The following is a 16,788-nucleotide window of genomic DNA, read 5'->3' as shown; positions in this document are numbered from 1 at the left end:
AACCCCTCTGGCTTGTTGTGACCTCGCCACCGCCCGGCGCCCCCCACAAGGGACGCTGCGCTCAAAGCCCTTGTGGGGGGCGCCGGCCGTCGGCGCGAGACGGTCAACGAGCCGATGGGCTCCGCACCCCACTCCGAAAAGGGATTTCTCCCAATGCAACTTAAAGCCTTCTCTCCCGTAACTGGCGCCATGAGCAGCTTCGAGGCCCAGGCCCTGCTGCTCGACGACCCCCGAGTCCACCCTGCAGAAGACGCTCTCCAACAGCTCGGCCACGCCCTGATGAACGAAGTGCTCGACGTCTTCTCCGAGACTGCCCTGGAGGATTTTCAGTCGACCATCTGCGAGTGCCTGATCGGCGCCTTCCATTCCGCCGCCCAGCGCATCGAGCGTGAAGCCGACAAGGCCCGGGGTGATCTCAACCGCTTCGCCCGCGACTTCGACGGCTCCGAGATCGCCGACACCGAGATGCAGGCCGCCACCCAAAAGGCCCGCGCCGCCGATGTCGCCACCCTGGCCCTTGAGATGGTCCGAGACGCAGCGGCCGCCAGCTACACGACCTCGACCGGCGACGTCTGGAGCCCCTGGAAGGGTTCTGCGAAGGCTTCGCGCACCACGGCCGCCCAGATCGAGGCTCGTGAAGCCATCCGTTCCGCCAAGGCCCGCAAGCACTCCGCGGCCGACCCCGGCGCGATCATCGTGGCCTTCCGTGCAGCTCCCCAGGCCGATACCGCCGACGATGCGAACCGCATCTTCGACGCCCTGAACTGGGCTCTCGTCCAATGGCCGCAGATGGCGCTGGCCACGACGGGCGCCAAGGGCGGTGAGAAGATCGCCATCAAGTGGGCCAAGCAGAAGAACGTCACGCTGGTGCTCGCCAAGGCCGATTTCGACCGACACGGCCGCGCGGCGCCGTTCCGAGCCAACGACGAACTGATCGCCCTCGAACCGGTGTGCGTGCTCACTCTGACGAACACGCTCAATCTCGAGCGCGGCGCGGGTCTGCAACCCTTCGGGCCGGCTCTCAATCTCGGACAAAAGGCCGGCGACAAGGGCGTGCGCCACGTCGTCATCCGAACGCGGGCATAGGCAACCGCTTGCGGCGGCCTTCGTGCCGCCGCAGAGCATCAGCCACATACGGACAATTACGACAAAACGTCGCGTTTCGGACTTGGCGGCGCTGGTTGCCGAACCGGTTGTCGCGGGTCTTGATGACCTTCTCAACCGTCAGGTGCTCGCCCATCCCGGCATGAAAACCGTCCACGCCTGCGCCAAGGGCACACTCAAGGCGCCGCAGGGCTTCCACCTGATAGGACACCCAAAAACACCCGGTATCGACGGCGCGGTGGCGACCTGCCTGGATATGGAGATGTGCTCATGCAGGTCGGCTCCCTCCCCTCCCGTCGGTCTAAGGCAGGCTATACCAAGTGCCCCGGCCGACCCCGTGCTGCACGAGGTGGCGTCGCTCGACGAGCATCCGCAGATGCTCCTTCAAGGTGTTGCGGCTGGCGCCGGTCAGGGTGACCGCATCGCGTATGGTGACGCGGCCATGGTCGCGGACGTGATCGACGATCCGCAGGGCCAGCTCCGGTATGGCCGAGAGCAAGAGCTTCTCGCGCTCGACCTTGTTGGCCAGGCGGCGCATCTGCTGCTGCATCGCCCGCAGGAAGAACCGCAGCCAGGGCTGCCAGTCAGGCGCGTCAGAGCGGATCGTGCCCTGGGTCTGCCGAAGGGCGAGATAGTAGCCCTCCTTGCTTTGCTCGATGACGCTTTCGAGCGAGCTGTAAGGGACATAGGCATAGCCGGCCTGCAACAGGAGCAGCGTGGTCAGGACCCGGCTCAGACGTCCATTACCGTCCTGGAACGGATGGATCTCCAGGAAGACTACCACAAAGATCGCGACGACCAGAAGGGGGTGCAGAACCCGCTCCGTCCTGGTCTCGTTCAGCCAGGCGATCAGCTCCTCCATTCGACGGGGCGTATCAATGGGCGAGGCGGTCTCGAAGACGATGCCGACTTGCTTTCCGTTCGCGTCAAAGGCCGCGACGCTGCTGGGCGTGGTCTTGTAGGAGCCTCGATGCCAGGCGTCCTTCTCGCTGTGGACCAGCAGATCCCGATGTAGCTGGCGCACGTGATTTTCAGTGAAGGCGAGATCTTGCCAGGCGGCGAAGACCGTCTCCATCACCTCGGCATAGCCAGCGACCTCCTGCTCATCGCGCGTGTCGAAGGCCTTGATCTCAAGGTCCGCGAGCAGACGCTCCACGTCGCGGTCGGACAGGCGACTGCCTTCAATCCGGGTCGATGAGCCAATGCTCTCGATCGTGGCCACGCGCCGCAACGCCGACAATCGCTCGGGCGCCAGTGTGCCCAGTGCGCGCCACGCGCCTTTGAACTCATCGACTTCGGCGATGAGACCCAGCAACTCCGGCGTGATGGTGATCGAGGCGGTATTGATCATGCACCCGATAATTCACCCATAAACACCCAAAACGCCAGCCCCTCGTTGGTCAGCGTCTGGAAGGTCCGCGAGCAAGCGCCCAAGGCGCTGAGGGTGTCAGGGGTCTGGCTGTGGTGATCCGCATGTCGGCGCCAGCACCAAGCCGTCAGTCGTCTCCCGGGTTGGGCGCTGCGGGGCGAGCTCGTCCGCGATCAATCTCACGAACCTAGGACGGGACGGTCAGGGTCAAAGGCGACCTCGACTGAGCGAGGCGAACCCCTGCGGATCCTCCGACCTTCGCTGCGCTGCAGGCTGGCTTCCACCGGGATTCGGCCTTTGGCCCCTCCCTTTCACCCGCCCTGGGCGGTCGCGAGATCGCGGGAACGAGCCCGCAGATCCGGCAGCACAAGAGGGAGACGAAAGATGGTCAGCATGGGGATGGCTCAAGCGGTTTATCAACACGCCCACGACTTCTATGACACCGGCAGCTGGTATGTGGTCGCCGAATGCTGGGACCTTCTGGCCATCGCCGAGGAGCTTGACCGTCAGGAGGAGATCACCGCGATCCCCTTCGAGCTCGACGCGGCCGCCATCGCCCACTTCCACCAGATGATCCACTCCTGGACAGACAGCACGCGGCACTAGCCCAACTCGGCGCCGCGAGGCTGCGGGCTGTCGACCCTTGCTCAGACACACCCGGCGGAACAGGGGCCGAACGAAGTCCAAGCCCTGGTGCCAGGCGGGTCGGCGGCTACTCAGGCTTGGGGTTGGTGATTCGTTCCGCAGAGCGCGCTGGTCGGTGCTCAGCGAGGTCAGTTTTCATAGAAAGCCGATACAGATGCCGAGCCCGCGACGCCCGGCGACACGACGGGCGCGGCCATGCTGGTGGGAAGGGGTTCGTCGATCAATCACCGCATGATCGATGTTGACCCTTGTCTGCGAGGGTATCCAGCCGTTGTTCGGTGCGATGGTGTCGCTGCAGATCCCCTTCAGTGTCGGCGGATCCTGCGGCTGGCTGCCGTCTCGTCGCCAGAACCGACTTGGTTCTCTGGTCGGTCCTCGCCCTGGTCCCCCGGCGGCTACGCCCCCTCCCCTTCCCGCTTCAGGTGGACCGTGTGACGCGCGGTCCTGCTCTTGCCTTTGCCGAGGGAGGGTTTGGGCCGGTGTCCTTGATTGTGGTAGGTTCAGCTCGGTCTCCAGCGTCTTGAAGGAGCCCCGGGCCGGCTGCGGTCGGCGCGATCAATCTCCCCGCCCTTGCAGGTCGCGTGATCGCGGCAGGGACCGCGAGCCGCCGGGGCCCCTCTTGGCGGCAGATGGAGAAAGACGATGCTGAACAAGGTCCAACTCATCGGTTTTACCGGCGCCGAAGCGGAAATCCGCACCACGGCGGGCGGCAAGAAAGTCGCAACGCTGCGGGTCGCCACCAGCCGCTACACGAAGAAGGAAGGCACGCGGAAGGACTACACGACGTGGCACCAGGTCGAGATCTGGAACCAGGGCACGGTCGGTTGGCTCGAAAGCCGTGGCCTGCCGAAGGGCTCCAAGGTCTTCGTTGAAGGCGAGACGCGGCACGACCGCTACACCGACAAGGACGGCCAGGAACGCTTCTTCTCGAAGGTCGTGGTTGCCACGCCGCAGCACGAGCTGAAGTCCCTGGATCGGCCGGAAGCCAGCCCAACCGAAGATGACTAAGGGTCCCGCCCCGCCCGGTTCGCCGGGCGGGGCTTCGCCTAGGCATATAGCGGCGGCTGCTACGGCCACCGCCGTTCGGGGCTAGTCGCCCCTCTCCATTTTATTTTTGAAAACGCCCGCTGCGACCAGCAGCGGGATTTCTAGATTCTGTAGATTCTAATTCAGGGCATAATTAGACGCTTAATATCAACGGGGTATGGACATTTTCCTGACCGCCCGGGGGCAACCTCCTGACCGGCTGGGGGTCTCATCCTGACCGGCTGGGGGCTTTGACCTGACCTCGCGGGGTTATCCTGACCGCTTGGGGGCGCCGGCCAATCCGAGTGTTGTATCCTGACTTGTGATTTGATTCGAGGTCAGGAATGCTACCCCTGACTCGGAGCACGGAGGCGACAGTTGGTCAGCGCCAGGGACATTGCAAGGTTGGACGACGACGCTCAGGAAGCGCCGGGGCGCGCCATGCGCGTAGCCCATGCCCTCCAGTCGCGCGACGGTGATGAGTTCGCCAAGCCCGGAAACCTGGTCGAGGTGCGTTTCGTCAAGGGCCAGTCTCTCAGTCTGACAGCGGCCCGTCTACTCGCGTTGATGATCCTGACCGCCGGCGGCGACGCATGGGAGCCTATTGCGCACCGGATGCGCAAGGCTGACATCCGGCGCGGCCACAAGGGCAACGAGCGGATCTCCGACATGCTGGAGGAACTGCATCGCACGCTATTCGCTGTGGACGACCTGTCCTGGCGTGGGCGCAAAGCCACCAAGCGTTTCTCGCTGATCCAGTCGTCGCGGGAGGAGATCGACGACGATGGTACCGAGGCTGGTTGGATCGAGTGGGAGTTCACACCAGACGCCCGGCGGCTGATCCGCGAGTCCGAGACCTACGCGGTCCTGAACCGGCAGGCTGTGCTGGGCTTCCGGTCGACCTACGCACTGCGCCTATATGAATTGGGGGCGCTTCGTCTGCACCGGCGTCAGTCCAGCTGGCGCGGTGACATGACCGCCATCCGCGCCGCGTTCGGGATTGCGCCGGAACTCTATAAGGATTTCGCCCAACTGCGCCGCAAGGTGCTGACGAAGGCCAAGGCCGAGATCGACCATCTGGCGCATTTCACGGTCGATTGGCGCGAGATCCGCCGCGGCCGCGCGATCGCGGAAGTCGAATTCACGTTCCGGCCAAAGGCACCTCCGGCCCAGCTGACGGCGGCAGAAGGTGACGTCGCCGACGCGGCTCCGGCGGGACACCGCGTCCATCGGGTCATGCCGATCGCGACGTCCCCTGCCCTCCCCGCGCCTGTCCGGATTCCGGCAAAGCTAACAGGTCCGAGCGACACCGCAGTGCGGTTTCCCGACGGCAGCCTACACTACGGCGGCGAATTTTTTGGCGAGATCGCGCGGGTCCACGGCGGTGGCTGGTCGCGCGATCTGATCGCTGACGCCTATCGCAGTGAGATGGGTGGTCGCCTGGCCAACCTCACAGGCACCAAGCTGTTGAAGTCGTGGACTGGATTTTGCCAGGCGTTCGCAGCACGGCGTGGCCGCCCATGAGCCCGAAATTGCACCGGTGCAATTTCGGAGACGAGGGATCGATACGGGATTGGTGAACTCACGCTGGCCGATCCGGTGTGGAAGGGAAGGCGGCTAGGCCGACTGGCGTGACCTGCGGGAATTGCACCGGTGCAATTCGAGATAACCACGCCTCCGCGCGGTCAAGAAATGCCCCCAATCGGACAGGATGGGTCTGGCCGAAAATCTGGAATCGGGATTGAATTGGCTCTCGTATCGTTAACGCGCCCTTAACAATGCGCTTATAGCGTCCAGGCGGCCCCACTTTCGCTTTTCAGATGGTTGGGGTCGGTTTTTCGAAACCTGCCGGGAGGCTCCGAGGTCCCATGTCGAATATCGCTGAAGCACCCGCCCCCTCTCTAGCCGGACCGGTCTCGCAGCTGGCGCGCCGCGCCTCGGCAGTAGTTGAGAACCTGCGGGACGCCGCACGGGCGGCTCGGTCCGGCGAGCGCCGCGAACCGCTCTTCTCGATTAGCGAGGCGGCCGAGCTGGTCGGCCGAACTCCGGCGGCGATTCGTGATGCAGAGAAGGATGGCCGGCTTCCGGAGCCGCCGCGCACCGAAACCAATCGCCGAATAGGTTACACGCTGGCCCAGGTGAACGACATGCGCGGCGTGTTCGGCACGCGGCCGTGGCGCAAGCCTGAGGATCCCTGCGCGGTCATCGCCGTCCAGAATTTCAAGGGCGGGGTTGGCAAGTCCACCCTGTCAGTTCACCTCGCGCAGTACATGGCCATCCGGGGCTACCGGGTAGCGCTGATCGACTGCGACAGTCAGGCCTCCAGCACTACCCTGTTCGGTTACGTGCCGGACCTCGACCTGACCGAGGACCAGACGCTCTATCCGTTCCTGCGTGAAGACGACAAACGCTCGCTCGACTACGCGCTGCTCGACACCCACTTTGACGGTTTGAAGCTGATCCCCGCCAACCTGCACCTGTTCCAATCCGAGTATGAACTCGCTGCGCGGATGGCGCGGGGAGGCGGGCGGTTGCTCGACCGGCTGGCCCAGGGAATCGCCTCGATCGCCGACCAATTCGACGTCATCATCCTCGACCCACCGCCGGCGCTGGGCGCCATCTCCTTATCCGTGCTGCGGGCTGCAAACGCCCTGGTGATCCCGGTCCCGCCGACGGTGATGGACTTCTCATCGACCGCCGCGTTCCTCACCATGCTCGACGAGACGCTCAATCAGCTGGCGTCGCGCGACCTCGCTCCCGACCTCAACTTCGTTCGGATCGTTGCCTCCAAGGTCGATGAGAGCAAATCGATGCAGAAGGAGCTGCTTGCGCTCATGCGCCAGGTTTTCGGCTTGGCCATGATCCGCACGCCGATGAAGGATTCGGCCGAGATCGACAACGTCACCGCGCGGTTGATGACCGTCTATGAAATGAACGGCCCGATGACGAGTAAGGCGGTTCGCGACCGGTGCCTTACTTACCTCAACGGGGTCAACGAAGAGATCCTCCTCGACGTGCGCCAGACTTGGCCGAGCCACGTGGAACGCCTTCGCAAGGAGGGCCACGTATGACCGGTGAATTTGGAAATTGCACCGGTGCAATTCGAGCCGAAAGGGTGCGCTCATGAGCTCCAAGAACCGTTCCTTTGCTGCTGGATTGATGGGCTCGCTCGACGAGGCCGCACCCCTGCCGGAGGCTCCGACCCGCATGCCAGTCGGCATATTGGCCAGCCGCGAAAATCGGATGGCCGAGTTGGCTTCCGGCGCGGTCGTGGGCCGGGCGATCGAACAGGTCGATCCGGCCCGCTGTCGGCTCTGGATCGAGCATAATCGCGACTACGCTGCGCTTGACGAAACCCGCTGCGCGGACTTGATCGAGAGCTTCAAGGCCCAGGGCCGCCAAGAAGTCCCGGCGATCGTCCGGCGCGTTCGCGGCGTAGCGGACATCGACTTCGAGGTCATCTGCGGCGCGCGCCGGCATTGGACCGTGACATGGCTGCGCGCCCACAACTACACCGACTTCCGCTTCCTCGTTGAGGTTCGTGATCTCAACGACGAAGAGGCGTTCCGGATTTCCGACCTGGAGAACCGGGCCCGCGAAGACCTCAGCGATATTGAGCGTGCGCGAGACTACCTGAAGGCTCTCGACCGCCACTATGGCGGGAGCCAGAAGGACATGGCCAGTCGGCTCAACGTGTCGGAAGCTTGGCTCAGCCGTTACCTCGACCTGGCTCGACTGTCCGTCGACCTCGTAGCCGCGTTCGACGATCCGCACGAGCTGAAGATCAAGCACGTCACACTGTTGAAACCGCTGCTCAAGCCGGCCGACCGCGCGGCCCGGGTGTTGGCGGAAGCGGCAGCGATCGCCCAGCAGAAAGGGGCGGGGGCTCCCCTGAAACCGCAGGACGTCATTCGCCGCCTCGCGGCGGCTGCCGACGCCCCCAAGCGGTCAGGGTCCCCCAAGAAGTCAGGAAAGGCTCCGATCGAGGTCGTCTCGTCGCCGAGCGGCCAGCCGCTTTTCCGGGTCGAGCCCAAGGGCAAGAAGGAGGTCAATGTCACCCTTCTCCTCCAGGCTGGCGGAAGCCGGGCGGAAGCCGAACACGCGTTCGGAGTCCTCCTGGCCCGGTTTTGGCTGCAGAGCGGCGCTGAGGCCGTATAGTTCGCCATAGAAAGCGAAGATTACAGATTATATGTATCTTTCTTCATGCGGTGAGAACTAAAAACCATCATGCCCCGGCAGCGCTCCGCACCGTTCTTCAGCGACGCCCCGGTCTTTGACCGCGCCGAATACGCCCGCGCGATCGGTCGCGCTCCCACCGACAAGGTGGTGAGCAGCATGCTGGCCCAACACCTTAAGGCCGGCAACATCCGCCGCATTGCACGCGGCGTGTTCGCCTCTGTGCCCAAGCACGCCGACGCCGAAACCTGGTCGGTCGACCGCTTTCTCGCGGCCTCGCGGCTGCGGCCTGGCGGCGTGGTCGCCTACCATTCCGCGCTCGAGCTACATGGCTATGCTTACTCGGAGAGCTTCGACCTGCAGGTCGTGGCGCCGGGCCAGCCCGGCCTGCTGGCCGCCGAGGGCTTCAGCTGCCGGTTCATCAAGGCGCCGGCACCCTACGGCGACGCCGATCTCACCACGGTCGACCGCCTCGGACAGCCGGTTCGGGCAACCGCCCTCGAATGCACTGTCGCAGACCTTTTCGATCGCCCCGATCTCGCTGGGGGCGCCGACGAATTGATCAACTCGCTCGACCTGGTCGGCCGACTCGATCCGAATCGACTGATTGACCGCCTCGCTTCGCTAGGGAACGCCACGGCGGCCGGCGCGGCTGGCTGGTGGCTGCAACGCCGCCAGGAGCAACTCGGGACGCCTGCGGGCGCCCTGGACCGCCTGGAGACGTTGGCACCCAAGCAGAACCGCTACGCCCTGGGAGCCACCGCCGGCGCCAGCCGGTTGGCGCCCAGGTGGCGGGTGATCCTTCCAGAGGCGGTCCTCGACGCTAGCTTTGAAGGCTTGGCGTGACGGCACCGTCGACTCAGACCCTGCAGCGTCTCGCCAACGAGACCGGCCTGCAGGCCGGTTCGCTCGAGAAGGTCTTGCGCCTTCTCGACGTGCTGCAGGAGATCGCCCGCGACCCAGTCCTGGCGGACCGCTTGGTCCTGAAGGGTGGGACGGCGCTGAATGTCTTCCACCTCGCGCTGGATCGGCTGTCGGTTGACATCGACCTCAACTATGTCGGCGCGTTGGACCGCGCCGACATGGAGGCCGATCGGCCCGAGGTCGATGCTGCCCTGAACCGGCTTTTGACCGCCCAGGGCTACGCCATCCGGCGTCAGCCCGACGACCATGCCGGGGGCAAATGGATCGGCCGGTTCGCCTCGGCCATGGGCGGCGGCGGCTCGCTCGAGGTGGACATCAACTACATGTCCCGCCAGCCGCTCTTCGGCGCAGTCAAGATGGACTCCGTCGATCTAGGCGGCGTCCGCGCCTCAGGCGTTGCGGTTCTGGACCTGCACGAAGTGGTGGCCGGCAAACTCGTCGCCCTGATCGACCGGAACGCCGCGCGTGATCTCTTCGACGCTCGCCGGATCCTCGACATCGACGGGTTGGACTGGGCGAAGATCAAAGCGGCGGTGCTCGCCTACGGCGCCGCCGGGCGGCGCGACTGGCGACTGGCGTCCGTGGACGCCATCGGCGGCGATCCGCGCGAATTACGCCAGAAGCTCGCCATCTGCCTGCCCCAGAACCGTTTCGTCGCCGCAGGCGGTCCAGAGGCCTGGATCGCTCAAACCGTCGCCGAGTGTCGGGCGCGGCTCGCGCCGCTCTTTGAGCTCAATTCGGGGGAGGCGGCGTTTCTCGACAACATCCTCGATCGCGGCGAAATCGACCCTGTCGGGCTCGACGTCGCCCCGCACATCCAGGCTCGCATCGCGACTATGCCCATGCTGGCCTGGAAGTGTCAGAATGTGCGAGCCCATCGCAGCAAGCCCGGCTAGTTCACTCGCAGCTCCTGCAATCCCGCCAACGTGACAGGGCCCTATCGTCACGCCATCGAGACCGTAGATGGCGGCGTAACCCAGAGGACGCCTTGAGGCTCGAAGGCCGGCCAATTGGCAACTTCTGCAAATCGTCGGGGTATCAGTGACCTGCCGGGGAGCCCTTGAGGGCGTCCGAAGCCCACAAACACCGGGCATGAGCCACATCTTGGCCTGAAGCGCTGACCAGCCTGTGGCTCGGTTGCGAGCGCGAAGGCAAGGCCAAGTCAGCATGAGAAAATCGACTGTCCGCCCAACGAGGGGGCTGACCCCCGGCTTGGCGGCGTGGGCGATCCTTCCTGTCGCCGCCGCGGCGGTCCTCGGCGCCAGCCTGCCGCAGCCGGCGCTCCTCTGGAACCGCAGTCCAAGCGAGCCTTTGGGGCTCTATGCCCGCACCCTGGGGCATCCCGCCCGTGGCGCGATTATCGCTTTTCAGGCGCCCGCGCCGGCCTTTCCCTACGCCGATGGGCAGATGGACTACCTGCGCCGAATTCCGATCCTGAAGGCGATTGCGGCAGGGGAGGGTGATCACGTCTGCACCGATGGCGGGACGCTGACGATCAACGGGATCCGTCGCGCGCCGGTGCTCTCCCATGACAGCCGGGGTGTGGGTTTGCCCCGTTGGGTCGGTTGCCGCGCGCTGGCGCGCGGCGAGTTCTTCGTGTTCTCGACACGCATCCCGAACAGCTTCGACAGCCGCTATTTCGGGCCGGTGACGACGCGCGAGATCCTCGGCGTCTTTCGGCCGCTGAGCCCCTCAATTCACTCCTCTGGACACCGATGATGGATCCTGCGGCCCTTGCTGCTCTTTGCGCCCTCCTGGCCCGGGGCGAGACGGCTCAGCCCGTCCCAACCGGCGTGAATTGCCCAGGGGTGTATGCCCCTGCCGCGCCACTCGCCGGAGCCACTCCGCCTGCCCGGTCCCTGGCCACGCTGGTCTCCTCGCCCGAGGCCCGGGAGGCCATCGCGCGGGTCGCCTATGCCGAGGCCGCGAACCAGGGCGACAGTGGCCTGGCGGGCGTCGTCTACACGATCATCAATCGCCTCGCCGATGGCCGCTGGGGCGGGTCGGTCGAGGCGGTCGTCAACGCCCGGCGGCAGTTCGAGCCGGTGATGCGTGCGGGGGGAAGCTGGCGCAGCCTGCCCACGGTCTCGGAGGCCCGGCAGGCGCGGATCGACACCATCATCAACCTGGCCCTGGAGGGCCGGCTACCCGATCCGACCAATGGCGCCAGGTTCTTCCAGAATCCGCAGATCGTGGCCGGCCGTGCGGCCCGCGGCGAGGTCTCGGCCGGCCTGGTGAACTTCGGTGGCGCTCCGCCTTCGGCGGTGATCGGCGCGCATAGCTTCTATGTGGAAGCGGGCAGGGGAGGGGGCCGGGCGCCTGGCGCCGGCCGATCGGTCGCAGCGCCTCGTGGCCGTGCGGCATCCGACCCTTGGCAGTCCGCCGGCGGCGCGATCTTCGCGGGCGAGAACCGGGCCCTCGTGGCGCCTGCCGCCGCCGCCGTGGCGGCGCCTACGGAGACCCCGGACGGGGCAGGCGAGGGCGGTGATCGGCGGCCTCAACCGGCCGACGGCGCCCATGCGATCTTCGTTCGCCAGGACGGGACAGTGACCGCGTGGCGGCAGTGATCATGCTGCCTGCCAGGAGCCATCGAGGTCGGCATAGTCCGCATCGACATCGCTGGGCCGGAAGGTCGTGACCGGCTCGTCGGCCATCGCCGATTGCGCCATCAGATCGAAGTCTGGAAGGGCCTCACCTTCGGCCTGGAGGGCGCTCTCTGGGCTCTCTTCAACGTCGCCTCCGGGGCGCAGCGAGAGCGGCACATTGCCCAGCAGCTCGCGCACGGTGAGGCGGTCGCGGATGCCCTCGACGCGGCGGTCGATGATGTCGACCAGGCGTGCGAGGAGCTCGGCGTCACCGGCCAGGAGATCGTCGCCGGCCTCGGCCAATAGCGCGCCGCCGATGATGATCTTGGCGCGGGTTTCCCGCTTGCGCTGGTTGATCGACCACAAGGCTTCGAGCCGTTCGACACGGGCCTTGAGCACCAGGAAACGCTGCTCGTCGTCCGCGATATCTTTGAGCGGCGTGGCGTGGCGGCGGCGATGCACGCCGTCATGGCCGGCATCGCGAAGCGCGCTTTCCAGCTCGTCCAATCGGAGCTTCAGCGCGTCTTCTTCAGAGACCCGCCGACCCTGCTCGCGGTCCTCCGACCGGGCGATCCAAAGCTCGCGACGTTGCTCCTTCTGCGCCTCGGTTCGCGGACGATATTTCGACGGGCGAGTGTTTCTTCGACGCTTATCGACCGTGGTCATGGCGAACACCGTAGTTGTCGTAAAAGCCCCCAACGGGCGAAAACTATCAATAATGCCCGTCATGGTCGATCCATGGCAGAACAGTAATTACGGACAATGGCGCATATACGGGTTGGTTGGGCTACGCCCACCAACCCTGCGGCCAGGCTCCGCCCGGCACCCTCAAGCTCCCCGACGGCCTGCCCGGCCTTGGAGCCTTGAGCCAAGGGCGCAGCCCTTAGCGATCCAGCCGGCAGGGCCGGCCAAGGGGAGGGAAGAGATGGCGTCGTTCCTTTGCCAGGTGCAGACAATCCAGCGTTCAGCGGGTCGCTCGGTTGTGGCCGCCGCGGCTTACCGGTCAGGCGACCGGCTGGTGGATGAGCGCCTGGCGATGGAGTTCGACTTTGCCGCCAAGGACGGCATCGAGCACGCGGAGATCCTGGCGCCCGCCGGTGCGCCTCCAGCCTTCCGGTACCGCGAGGTGCTGTGGAATGCGGCCGAGGCGCAGGAGTCGCGGAAGGACGCCGTGCCGGCCCGGGAGTTGCTCCTGGCCCTGCCGCACGAACTGACCTTCGAGCAGCGGCGCGACCTCGTCCGGGCCTTCGTTTCAGAGCATCTGGTGGGGCAGGGGATGATCGCCGATGTGGCGATGCACCGGCCTGGCAAAGAGGGCGATCAGCGCAATTTCCACGCCCATGTGCTGGTCACGACGCGTGTCGTCGGACCCGCGGGGTTCGGGCGAAAGCCGCCGGAATGGTGGAGCCCGCAGGCGGTGGTCAAGTGGCGCGCGGCGTGGGCCGAAACGCAGAACCAGCACCTGCGTCGACACCTTGGCCCAGACGCCCCGCAGGTCTCGCATCTGTCCCTCGCTGAGCGGGGCCTGGATCGCGAGCCGGGTGTCCACCTTGGACCCACGGCTTCGGCCTTGGAGCGCAAGAACATCGCCTCTGAACGGGGCGAGCAGAACCGCGACACGGCGGCCCACAACCGCAAGCGGGCTGAACTTCGGCGGGACTTTCAGGAGACCGCCGATCGGCTTGTTGAAGCCGTGCCCCTGATCTCGGTTCCGGTCGCCAAGCTGGTCAAGGAAGCTGAGCAGATGCGGGTGCGCATGGTCGCCGAGCGCGATGGCTGGGCGGCTGAGCGGGCAAGCTTGGGCGGGCCGAAGATCGAGACCGCCGGCCAGATCGAACGGGCGCTGACGGCGGAGGCGGCGCGTGAGCGCGCGCTCGCCAAGGCGCGGCTCGCCCGTGTCGAAGGGCGCGTCGCCGGGGTGCGGTCCAAGCGGTTGAACCTGGTCCAATGGGTGCGCAATCCCGCCCGGATGATCTGGGCGAAACACGCCGAACTGAACGCCATTGCCCGGGCGCGCTCGGCGCTCCGGCGGGCTGACCTCCAGCTTGAGGTTCGTGCGTCCTGGGCACGTTCGCCGCAGGGCCAGGCCTATGTGGCAGCGCGCCGGGGACCGCAGCTCGAGACCGCGGCGGACGTCGCTCGTCGCAAGCGGACTCTGGAGCGGAAAGTCAAACGTGCGGACAAGCGGATCGCCGGCGCCACCCGGACCTTCAACGACCTGCGGGTCGCCCAGGCGCTGGGGCAGGGCGAGCTTCGTGTGCCGGCCAAGGTCCCCGACGAAACCCGTTTCATCCGCGACATCGGCGGGCCTGCGCGGGAGGCGGTGATGCGCTTCCCGGCGCCGGCGCGCCAACAGGCCGTTGAGCGGCTCAACCGAGGACTGGGGCGCGTCATCGGACGTGGCTTCATTCCGGGCTCTTAGGGCAGGAGAGGGACGATGAACGGCTGGGCGCGCGCCTCGATCATCCTGCCGTTGGCGGCCTTGTCGATCCTTCTCGGCCTGACGCTGGCCACTCAGATGGTGGCGCAGACCTACGGTTATCCGCGCGAATTTGGGGCGGGCGCCTTCGACCTCGGGACAGTGCGGGTCTATGCGCCCTGGTCGTTCGTCGGCTGGTACATGCGCTTCCAACCGAGCTACCCGAAGCCGTTCGATCTGGCGGGCCTGGCTGCCCTGGCCGTCGCGATGGGGCCGGTGATGTTGGCGGCGCTGCTGACCCGCCGATCGCAGCGCGAGCCCAAGGCCTTTGGCCGGGACGCCTGGGCCGACGTCGATGACGTGCGGCGGGCCAAACTCTTTGGCCCGGGCCGACAAACCAGCGGTCAGATCAGCGGCCGGGTGCTCGGCCGTTTCAATGGCCGATACCTGACCTATGGCGGGATCGAGCACGCCATCATCGTGGGGGCGTCGCGGAGCGGGAAGGGGGCCGGGCATGTGGTCCCGACCCTGATCGCCTGGCCGCACAGCGCCTTCATCTATGATCGCAAGGGCGAGCTTTGGCACATCACCGCCGATCACCGGAAGACGTTCAGCCACGTCTTCTATTTTTCGCCGACCGACCCGAACACTGTTCGCTGGAATCCGCTGTTCGAGGTCCGCAAGGGGCCGATGGAGATCGCCGATATCCAGAACGTGGTCGGGATCTTGGTCGATCCGTTGGGCCGCAAGGCCGGCGATCTGAACTTCTGGGATCAGAGTGCGACTGACTTCTTCACCGCGATCATCCTGCACGTCCTCTACAGCGAGGAGGACACCAAGAAGAACCTGGCCCAGGTCCGCCGGCTGCTGATCAACATAGAACCGACCCTGCACGCGATGATGAACACCCAGCACCGCTGGCGGCCGGACTATCATGCGGCGGACGGGCTCGCGCGCGACGCCGAGGGTGCGCCGATCGCGGAGATCCACCCCGAAGTCCTGCTGGGGGCGACGGCGCTCTCGACCATGGACGAGCGCGTGAAATCCAATGTGCTGGCCACCTGCCGGGCGTCACTGTCGCTGTGGGCGGATCCGTTGGTGGAGTACGCGACCAGCTGGTCGGACTTCTCCATCGGCGACCTCGTCTGTTCCGAGGCGCCGGTGTCCTTCTACATCATCACGCCGCAGGCCCACGCCGACCGCCTGGCGTTCCTGGTGCGGGTGTTCACGCGCCAGACCATCAACAGCCTGATGGAGCACGAGCATTTCGACAGCCGCCGCCGGCGTAAGCTCCACCGGCTCCTGCTGCTGCTCGACGAGTTCCCGAAGCTTGGCAGTCTCCCCTTCCTGGAAAACGCGATGGGCGAGATGGCCGGCTATGGGATCACCGCCCACCTGATCTGCCAGAGCTTCAACGACGTCTTCTCCAAGTACGGGGACAAGACGCCGCTGTTCGACAACATGCACATCACGGCCTGCTTCGCGACCTCGGAGCCCACCAGCATCGACAAGGTGACGCGCCGGGCGGGCAAGGCGCTGGAGATGCGCGAGAGCTACAGCGATCCGCGTAGCCTGTTCGGGCGCGCGAACCGTTCGACCTCCCAGTCCGAGCAGCAGCGCTACATCCTCTCCGAGGAGGACGTGCGCGGCTTGGACGACAGGAAGCAGTTCCTGTTCGTCAACAACACCAAGCCGATCCTGGCCGACAAGATTCGCTACTACGAGGAGCCGTTCTTCAAGGCGCGGACCGGGGACTACTTCAACGGCGTGCCCGCGGCCTATGAGCAGCGCCCAGAGGCCGCCGACCTGCCTGGGCGGGCTTCGATCGACTGGAAGGGTGTGCGGGCCGTAGTGGCGGCTCCTGAGAGCTTTGCGGGCGTCTCGCCGCCCCGAGCACGCTCCGGCGCAGGCAAGGGCGCCGCGGACGCGCCAGAGGGCCACCTGACCGAGGATTACCTGGCGCCCCAGCCGATCACCGCCCTGCGGCCCGACGATGACGACGGGAGCCTGTAGTGGACCCTTCGCCCCCTTCCAACCCAAGTCCGTGGAGAGCACCATGTCGCAGCACCATCCTGTCGTAACCGACCGCAAGGTTGCTGCCCTGCGCCAGGCGATGGGCCCGGTCATCGCCGGGGCCCTTGCCGAGCGACTGGTCGTCGAGGTGATGGTCAATCCCGACGGCAAGATCTGGGTGGACCGGATCGGGGAGGGGAGATCGTGGACCGGAGAGCACCTTGCCGCAGCTGACGCCGACCGCATCCTGCGCCTGCTGGCCGACCACGCCGGCGAGGTGGTCACCCGTGATCACCCGAGGGTCAGCGCGACCTTGCCGCTGACCGGGGAGCGCTTCCAGGGCGCTTTCATGCCCGTGGTCTCCAGCCCGGCCTTCGCGATCCGCAAGCGGCCGGAGGTGGTGTTTACCCTCGACGAGTATGTCGCCGGCGGGATGATGAGCGAGGGTCAGGCCGCGATCATCCGGGCGGCGGCGGTCGCGCGGCAGAACATGCTGATCGTCGGCGGCACCGGATCGGGCAAGACGA

General features: G+C 66.1%; 16 protein-coding genes. 13 read left to right on the top strand and 3 right to left on the bottom strand.

All coding sequences use genetic code 11. The annotated features are described in order from the left end of the window. The first annotated feature begins 153 nt into the window (after nucleotides 1-153). On the top strand, nucleotides 154-1,086 hold the full coding sequence (locus ACIQ42_RS06195) for a DUF2493 domain-containing protein (RefSeq protein ID WP_397421339.1): 933 nt from the start codon (nucleotides 154-156) through the stop codon (nucleotides 1,084-1,086). Here the strand turns inward: ACIQ42_RS06195 and ACIQ42_RS06190 are convergent. Beyond that, nucleotides 1,067-1,315 carry a hypothetical protein gene (locus ACIQ42_RS06190; RefSeq protein WP_397421338.1) on the bottom strand — a complete coding sequence of 83 codons (249 nt, stop codon included), beginning with the start codon at nucleotides 1,313-1,315 and terminating at the stop codon, nucleotides 1,067-1,069. The genes ACIQ42_RS06195 and ACIQ42_RS06190 overlap by 20 nt on opposite strands. 90 nt (nucleotides 1,316-1,405) lie before the next feature. Further along, a complete protein-coding gene (locus ACIQ42_RS06185; protein ID WP_397421337.1) occupies nucleotides 1,406-2,455 on the bottom strand; it encodes a Fic family protein in 1,050 nt (349 codons plus the stop codon). A 402-nt stretch (nucleotides 2,456-2,857) separates the two neighbouring features. Between ACIQ42_RS06185 and ACIQ42_RS06180 the strand changes: the two genes are divergently transcribed. From ACIQ42_RS06180 to ACIQ42_RS06140, 9 genes are all read left to right on the top strand, one after another. Next, the gene (locus tag ACIQ42_RS06180; protein WP_397421336.1) at nucleotides 2,858-3,079 is read left to right on the top strand and encodes a hypothetical protein; all 222 of its coding nucleotides are present in this window, start codon (nucleotides 2,858-2,860) and stop codon (nucleotides 3,077-3,079) included. Nucleotides 3,080-3,760: 681 nt separating this feature from the next. Beyond that, on the top strand, nucleotides 3,761-4,126 hold the full coding sequence (locus ACIQ42_RS06175; RefSeq protein ID WP_397421335.1) for a single-stranded DNA-binding protein: 366 nt from the start codon (nucleotides 3,761-3,763) through the stop codon (nucleotides 4,124-4,126). A 423-nt stretch (nucleotides 4,127-4,549) separates the two neighbouring features. Continuing rightward, entirely contained in the window at nucleotides 4,550-5,668 is a 1,119-nt protein-coding gene (locus ACIQ42_RS06170; RefSeq protein ID WP_397421334.1) for a replication initiation protein, read from the top strand. 344 nt (nucleotides 5,669-6,012) lie between these two features. Further along, nucleotides 6,013-7,215 carry an AAA family ATPase gene (locus ACIQ42_RS06165; RefSeq protein WP_397421333.1) on the top strand — a complete coding sequence of 401 codons (1,203 nt, stop codon included), beginning with the start codon at nucleotides 6,013-6,015 and terminating at the stop codon, nucleotides 7,213-7,215. Between the two features lie 52 nt (nucleotides 7,216-7,267). Next, nucleotides 7,268-8,302 (top strand): ParB/RepB/Spo0J family partition protein, encoded by a 1,035-nt coding sequence (locus ACIQ42_RS06160; RefSeq protein ID WP_397421332.1) that lies wholly within the window; start codon nucleotides 7,268-7,270, stop codon nucleotides 8,300-8,302. Between the two features lie 69 nt (nucleotides 8,303-8,371). Next, nucleotides 8,372-9,166 carry a hypothetical protein gene (locus ACIQ42_RS06155; protein WP_397421331.1) on the top strand — a complete coding sequence of 265 codons (795 nt, stop codon included), beginning with the start codon at nucleotides 8,372-8,374 and terminating at the stop codon, nucleotides 9,164-9,166. Then, complete coding sequence (locus ACIQ42_RS06150) at nucleotides 9,163-10,140, top strand: nucleotidyl transferase AbiEii/AbiGii toxin family protein (RefSeq protein ID WP_397421330.1); 978 nt, start codon at nucleotides 9,163-9,165, stop codon at nucleotides 10,138-10,140. The genes ACIQ42_RS06155 and ACIQ42_RS06150 overlap by 4 nt, the downstream gene beginning before the upstream one ends. Before the next feature lie 271 nt (nucleotides 10,141-10,411). Continuing rightward, nucleotides 10,412-10,963 (top strand): S26 family signal peptidase, encoded by a 552-nt coding sequence (locus tag ACIQ42_RS06145; protein WP_397421329.1) that lies wholly within the window; start codon nucleotides 10,412-10,414, stop codon nucleotides 10,961-10,963. A gap of 89 nt (nucleotides 10,964-11,052) precedes the next feature. After that, nucleotides 11,053-11,811, top strand: a complete 759-nt coding sequence (locus tag ACIQ42_RS06140) for a cell wall hydrolase (protein ID WP_397421328.1) — start codon at nucleotides 11,053-11,055, stop codon at nucleotides 11,809-11,811. Here ACIQ42_RS06140 and ACIQ42_RS06135 read toward each other — a convergent pair whose 3' ends face one another. Then, nucleotides 11,812-12,558, bottom strand: a complete 747-nt coding sequence (locus ACIQ42_RS06135; protein ID WP_397421327.1) for a hypothetical protein — start codon at nucleotides 12,556-12,558, stop codon at nucleotides 11,812-11,814. Nucleotides 12,559-12,754: 196 nt separating this feature from the next. Here ACIQ42_RS06135 and mobQ point away from each other — a divergent pair, with 196 nt between their 5' ends. The 3 genes from mobQ to ACIQ42_RS06120 form a co-directional block, all read left to right on the top strand. Beyond that, a complete protein-coding gene (mobQ, locus tag ACIQ42_RS06130; RefSeq protein ID WP_397421326.1) occupies nucleotides 12,755-14,251 on the top strand; it encodes a MobQ family relaxase in 1,497 nt (498 codons plus the stop codon). A 15-nt stretch (nucleotides 14,252-14,266) separates the two neighbouring features. After that, a complete protein-coding gene (locus tag ACIQ42_RS06125; RefSeq protein ID WP_397421325.1) occupies nucleotides 14,267-16,261 on the top strand; it encodes a type IV secretory system conjugative DNA transfer family protein in 1,995 nt (664 codons plus the stop codon). Between the two features lie 43 nt (nucleotides 16,262-16,304). Beyond that, a partial coding sequence (locus ACIQ42_RS06120; RefSeq protein WP_397421324.1) for an ATPase, T2SS/T4P/T4SS family occupies nucleotides 16,305-16,788 on the top strand: 484 nt, incomplete at its 3' end.

Origin of the sequence: Phenylobacterium sp., assembly GCF_044372605.1 — a bacterium.
GTDB lineage: Bacteria > Pseudomonadota > Alphaproteobacteria > Caulobacterales > Caulobacteraceae > Phenylobacterium.
This window is presented reverse-complemented; position numbering and strand designations above follow the sequence as displayed.

Coding starts and splice junctions, on each gene's coding strand:
- ACIQ42_RS06180 (WP_397421336.1), top strand. CDS start 2,858: ATGGTCAGCATGGGGATGGCTCAAGCGGTTTATCAACACGCCCACGAC.
- ACIQ42_RS06195 (WP_397421339.1), top strand. CDS start 154: ATGCAACTTAAAGCCTTCTCTCCCGTAACTGGCGCCATGAGCAGCTTC.
- ACIQ42_RS06165 (WP_397421333.1), top strand. CDS start 6,013: ATGTCGAATATCGCTGAAGCACCCGCCCCCTCTCTAGCCGGACCGGTC.
- ACIQ42_RS06175 (WP_397421335.1), top strand. CDS start 3,761: ATGCTGAACAAGGTCCAACTCATCGGTTTTACCGGCGCCGAAGCGGAA.
- ACIQ42_RS06160 (WP_397421332.1), top strand. CDS start 7,268: ATGAGCTCCAAGAACCGTTCCTTTGCTGCTGGATTGATGGGCTCGCTC.
- ACIQ42_RS06125 (WP_397421325.1), top strand. CDS start 14,267: ATGAACGGCTGGGCGCGCGCCTCGATCATCCTGCCGTTGGCGGCCTTG.
- ACIQ42_RS06155 (WP_397421331.1), top strand. CDS start 8,372: ATGCCCCGGCAGCGCTCCGCACCGTTCTTCAGCGACGCCCCGGTCTTT.
- ACIQ42_RS06145 (WP_397421329.1), top strand. CDS start 10,412: ATGAGAAAATCGACTGTCCGCCCAACGAGGGGGCTGACCCCCGGCTTG.
- ACIQ42_RS06185 (WP_397421337.1), bottom strand. CDS start 2,455: ATGATCAATACCGCCTCGATCACCATCACGCCGGAGTTGCTGGGTCTC.
- ACIQ42_RS06135 (WP_397421327.1), bottom strand. CDS start 12,558: ATGACGGGCATTATTGATAGTTTTCGCCCGTTGGGGGCTTTTACGACA.
- mobQ (WP_397421326.1), top strand. CDS start 12,755: ATGGCGTCGTTCCTTTGCCAGGTGCAGACAATCCAGCGTTCAGCGGGT.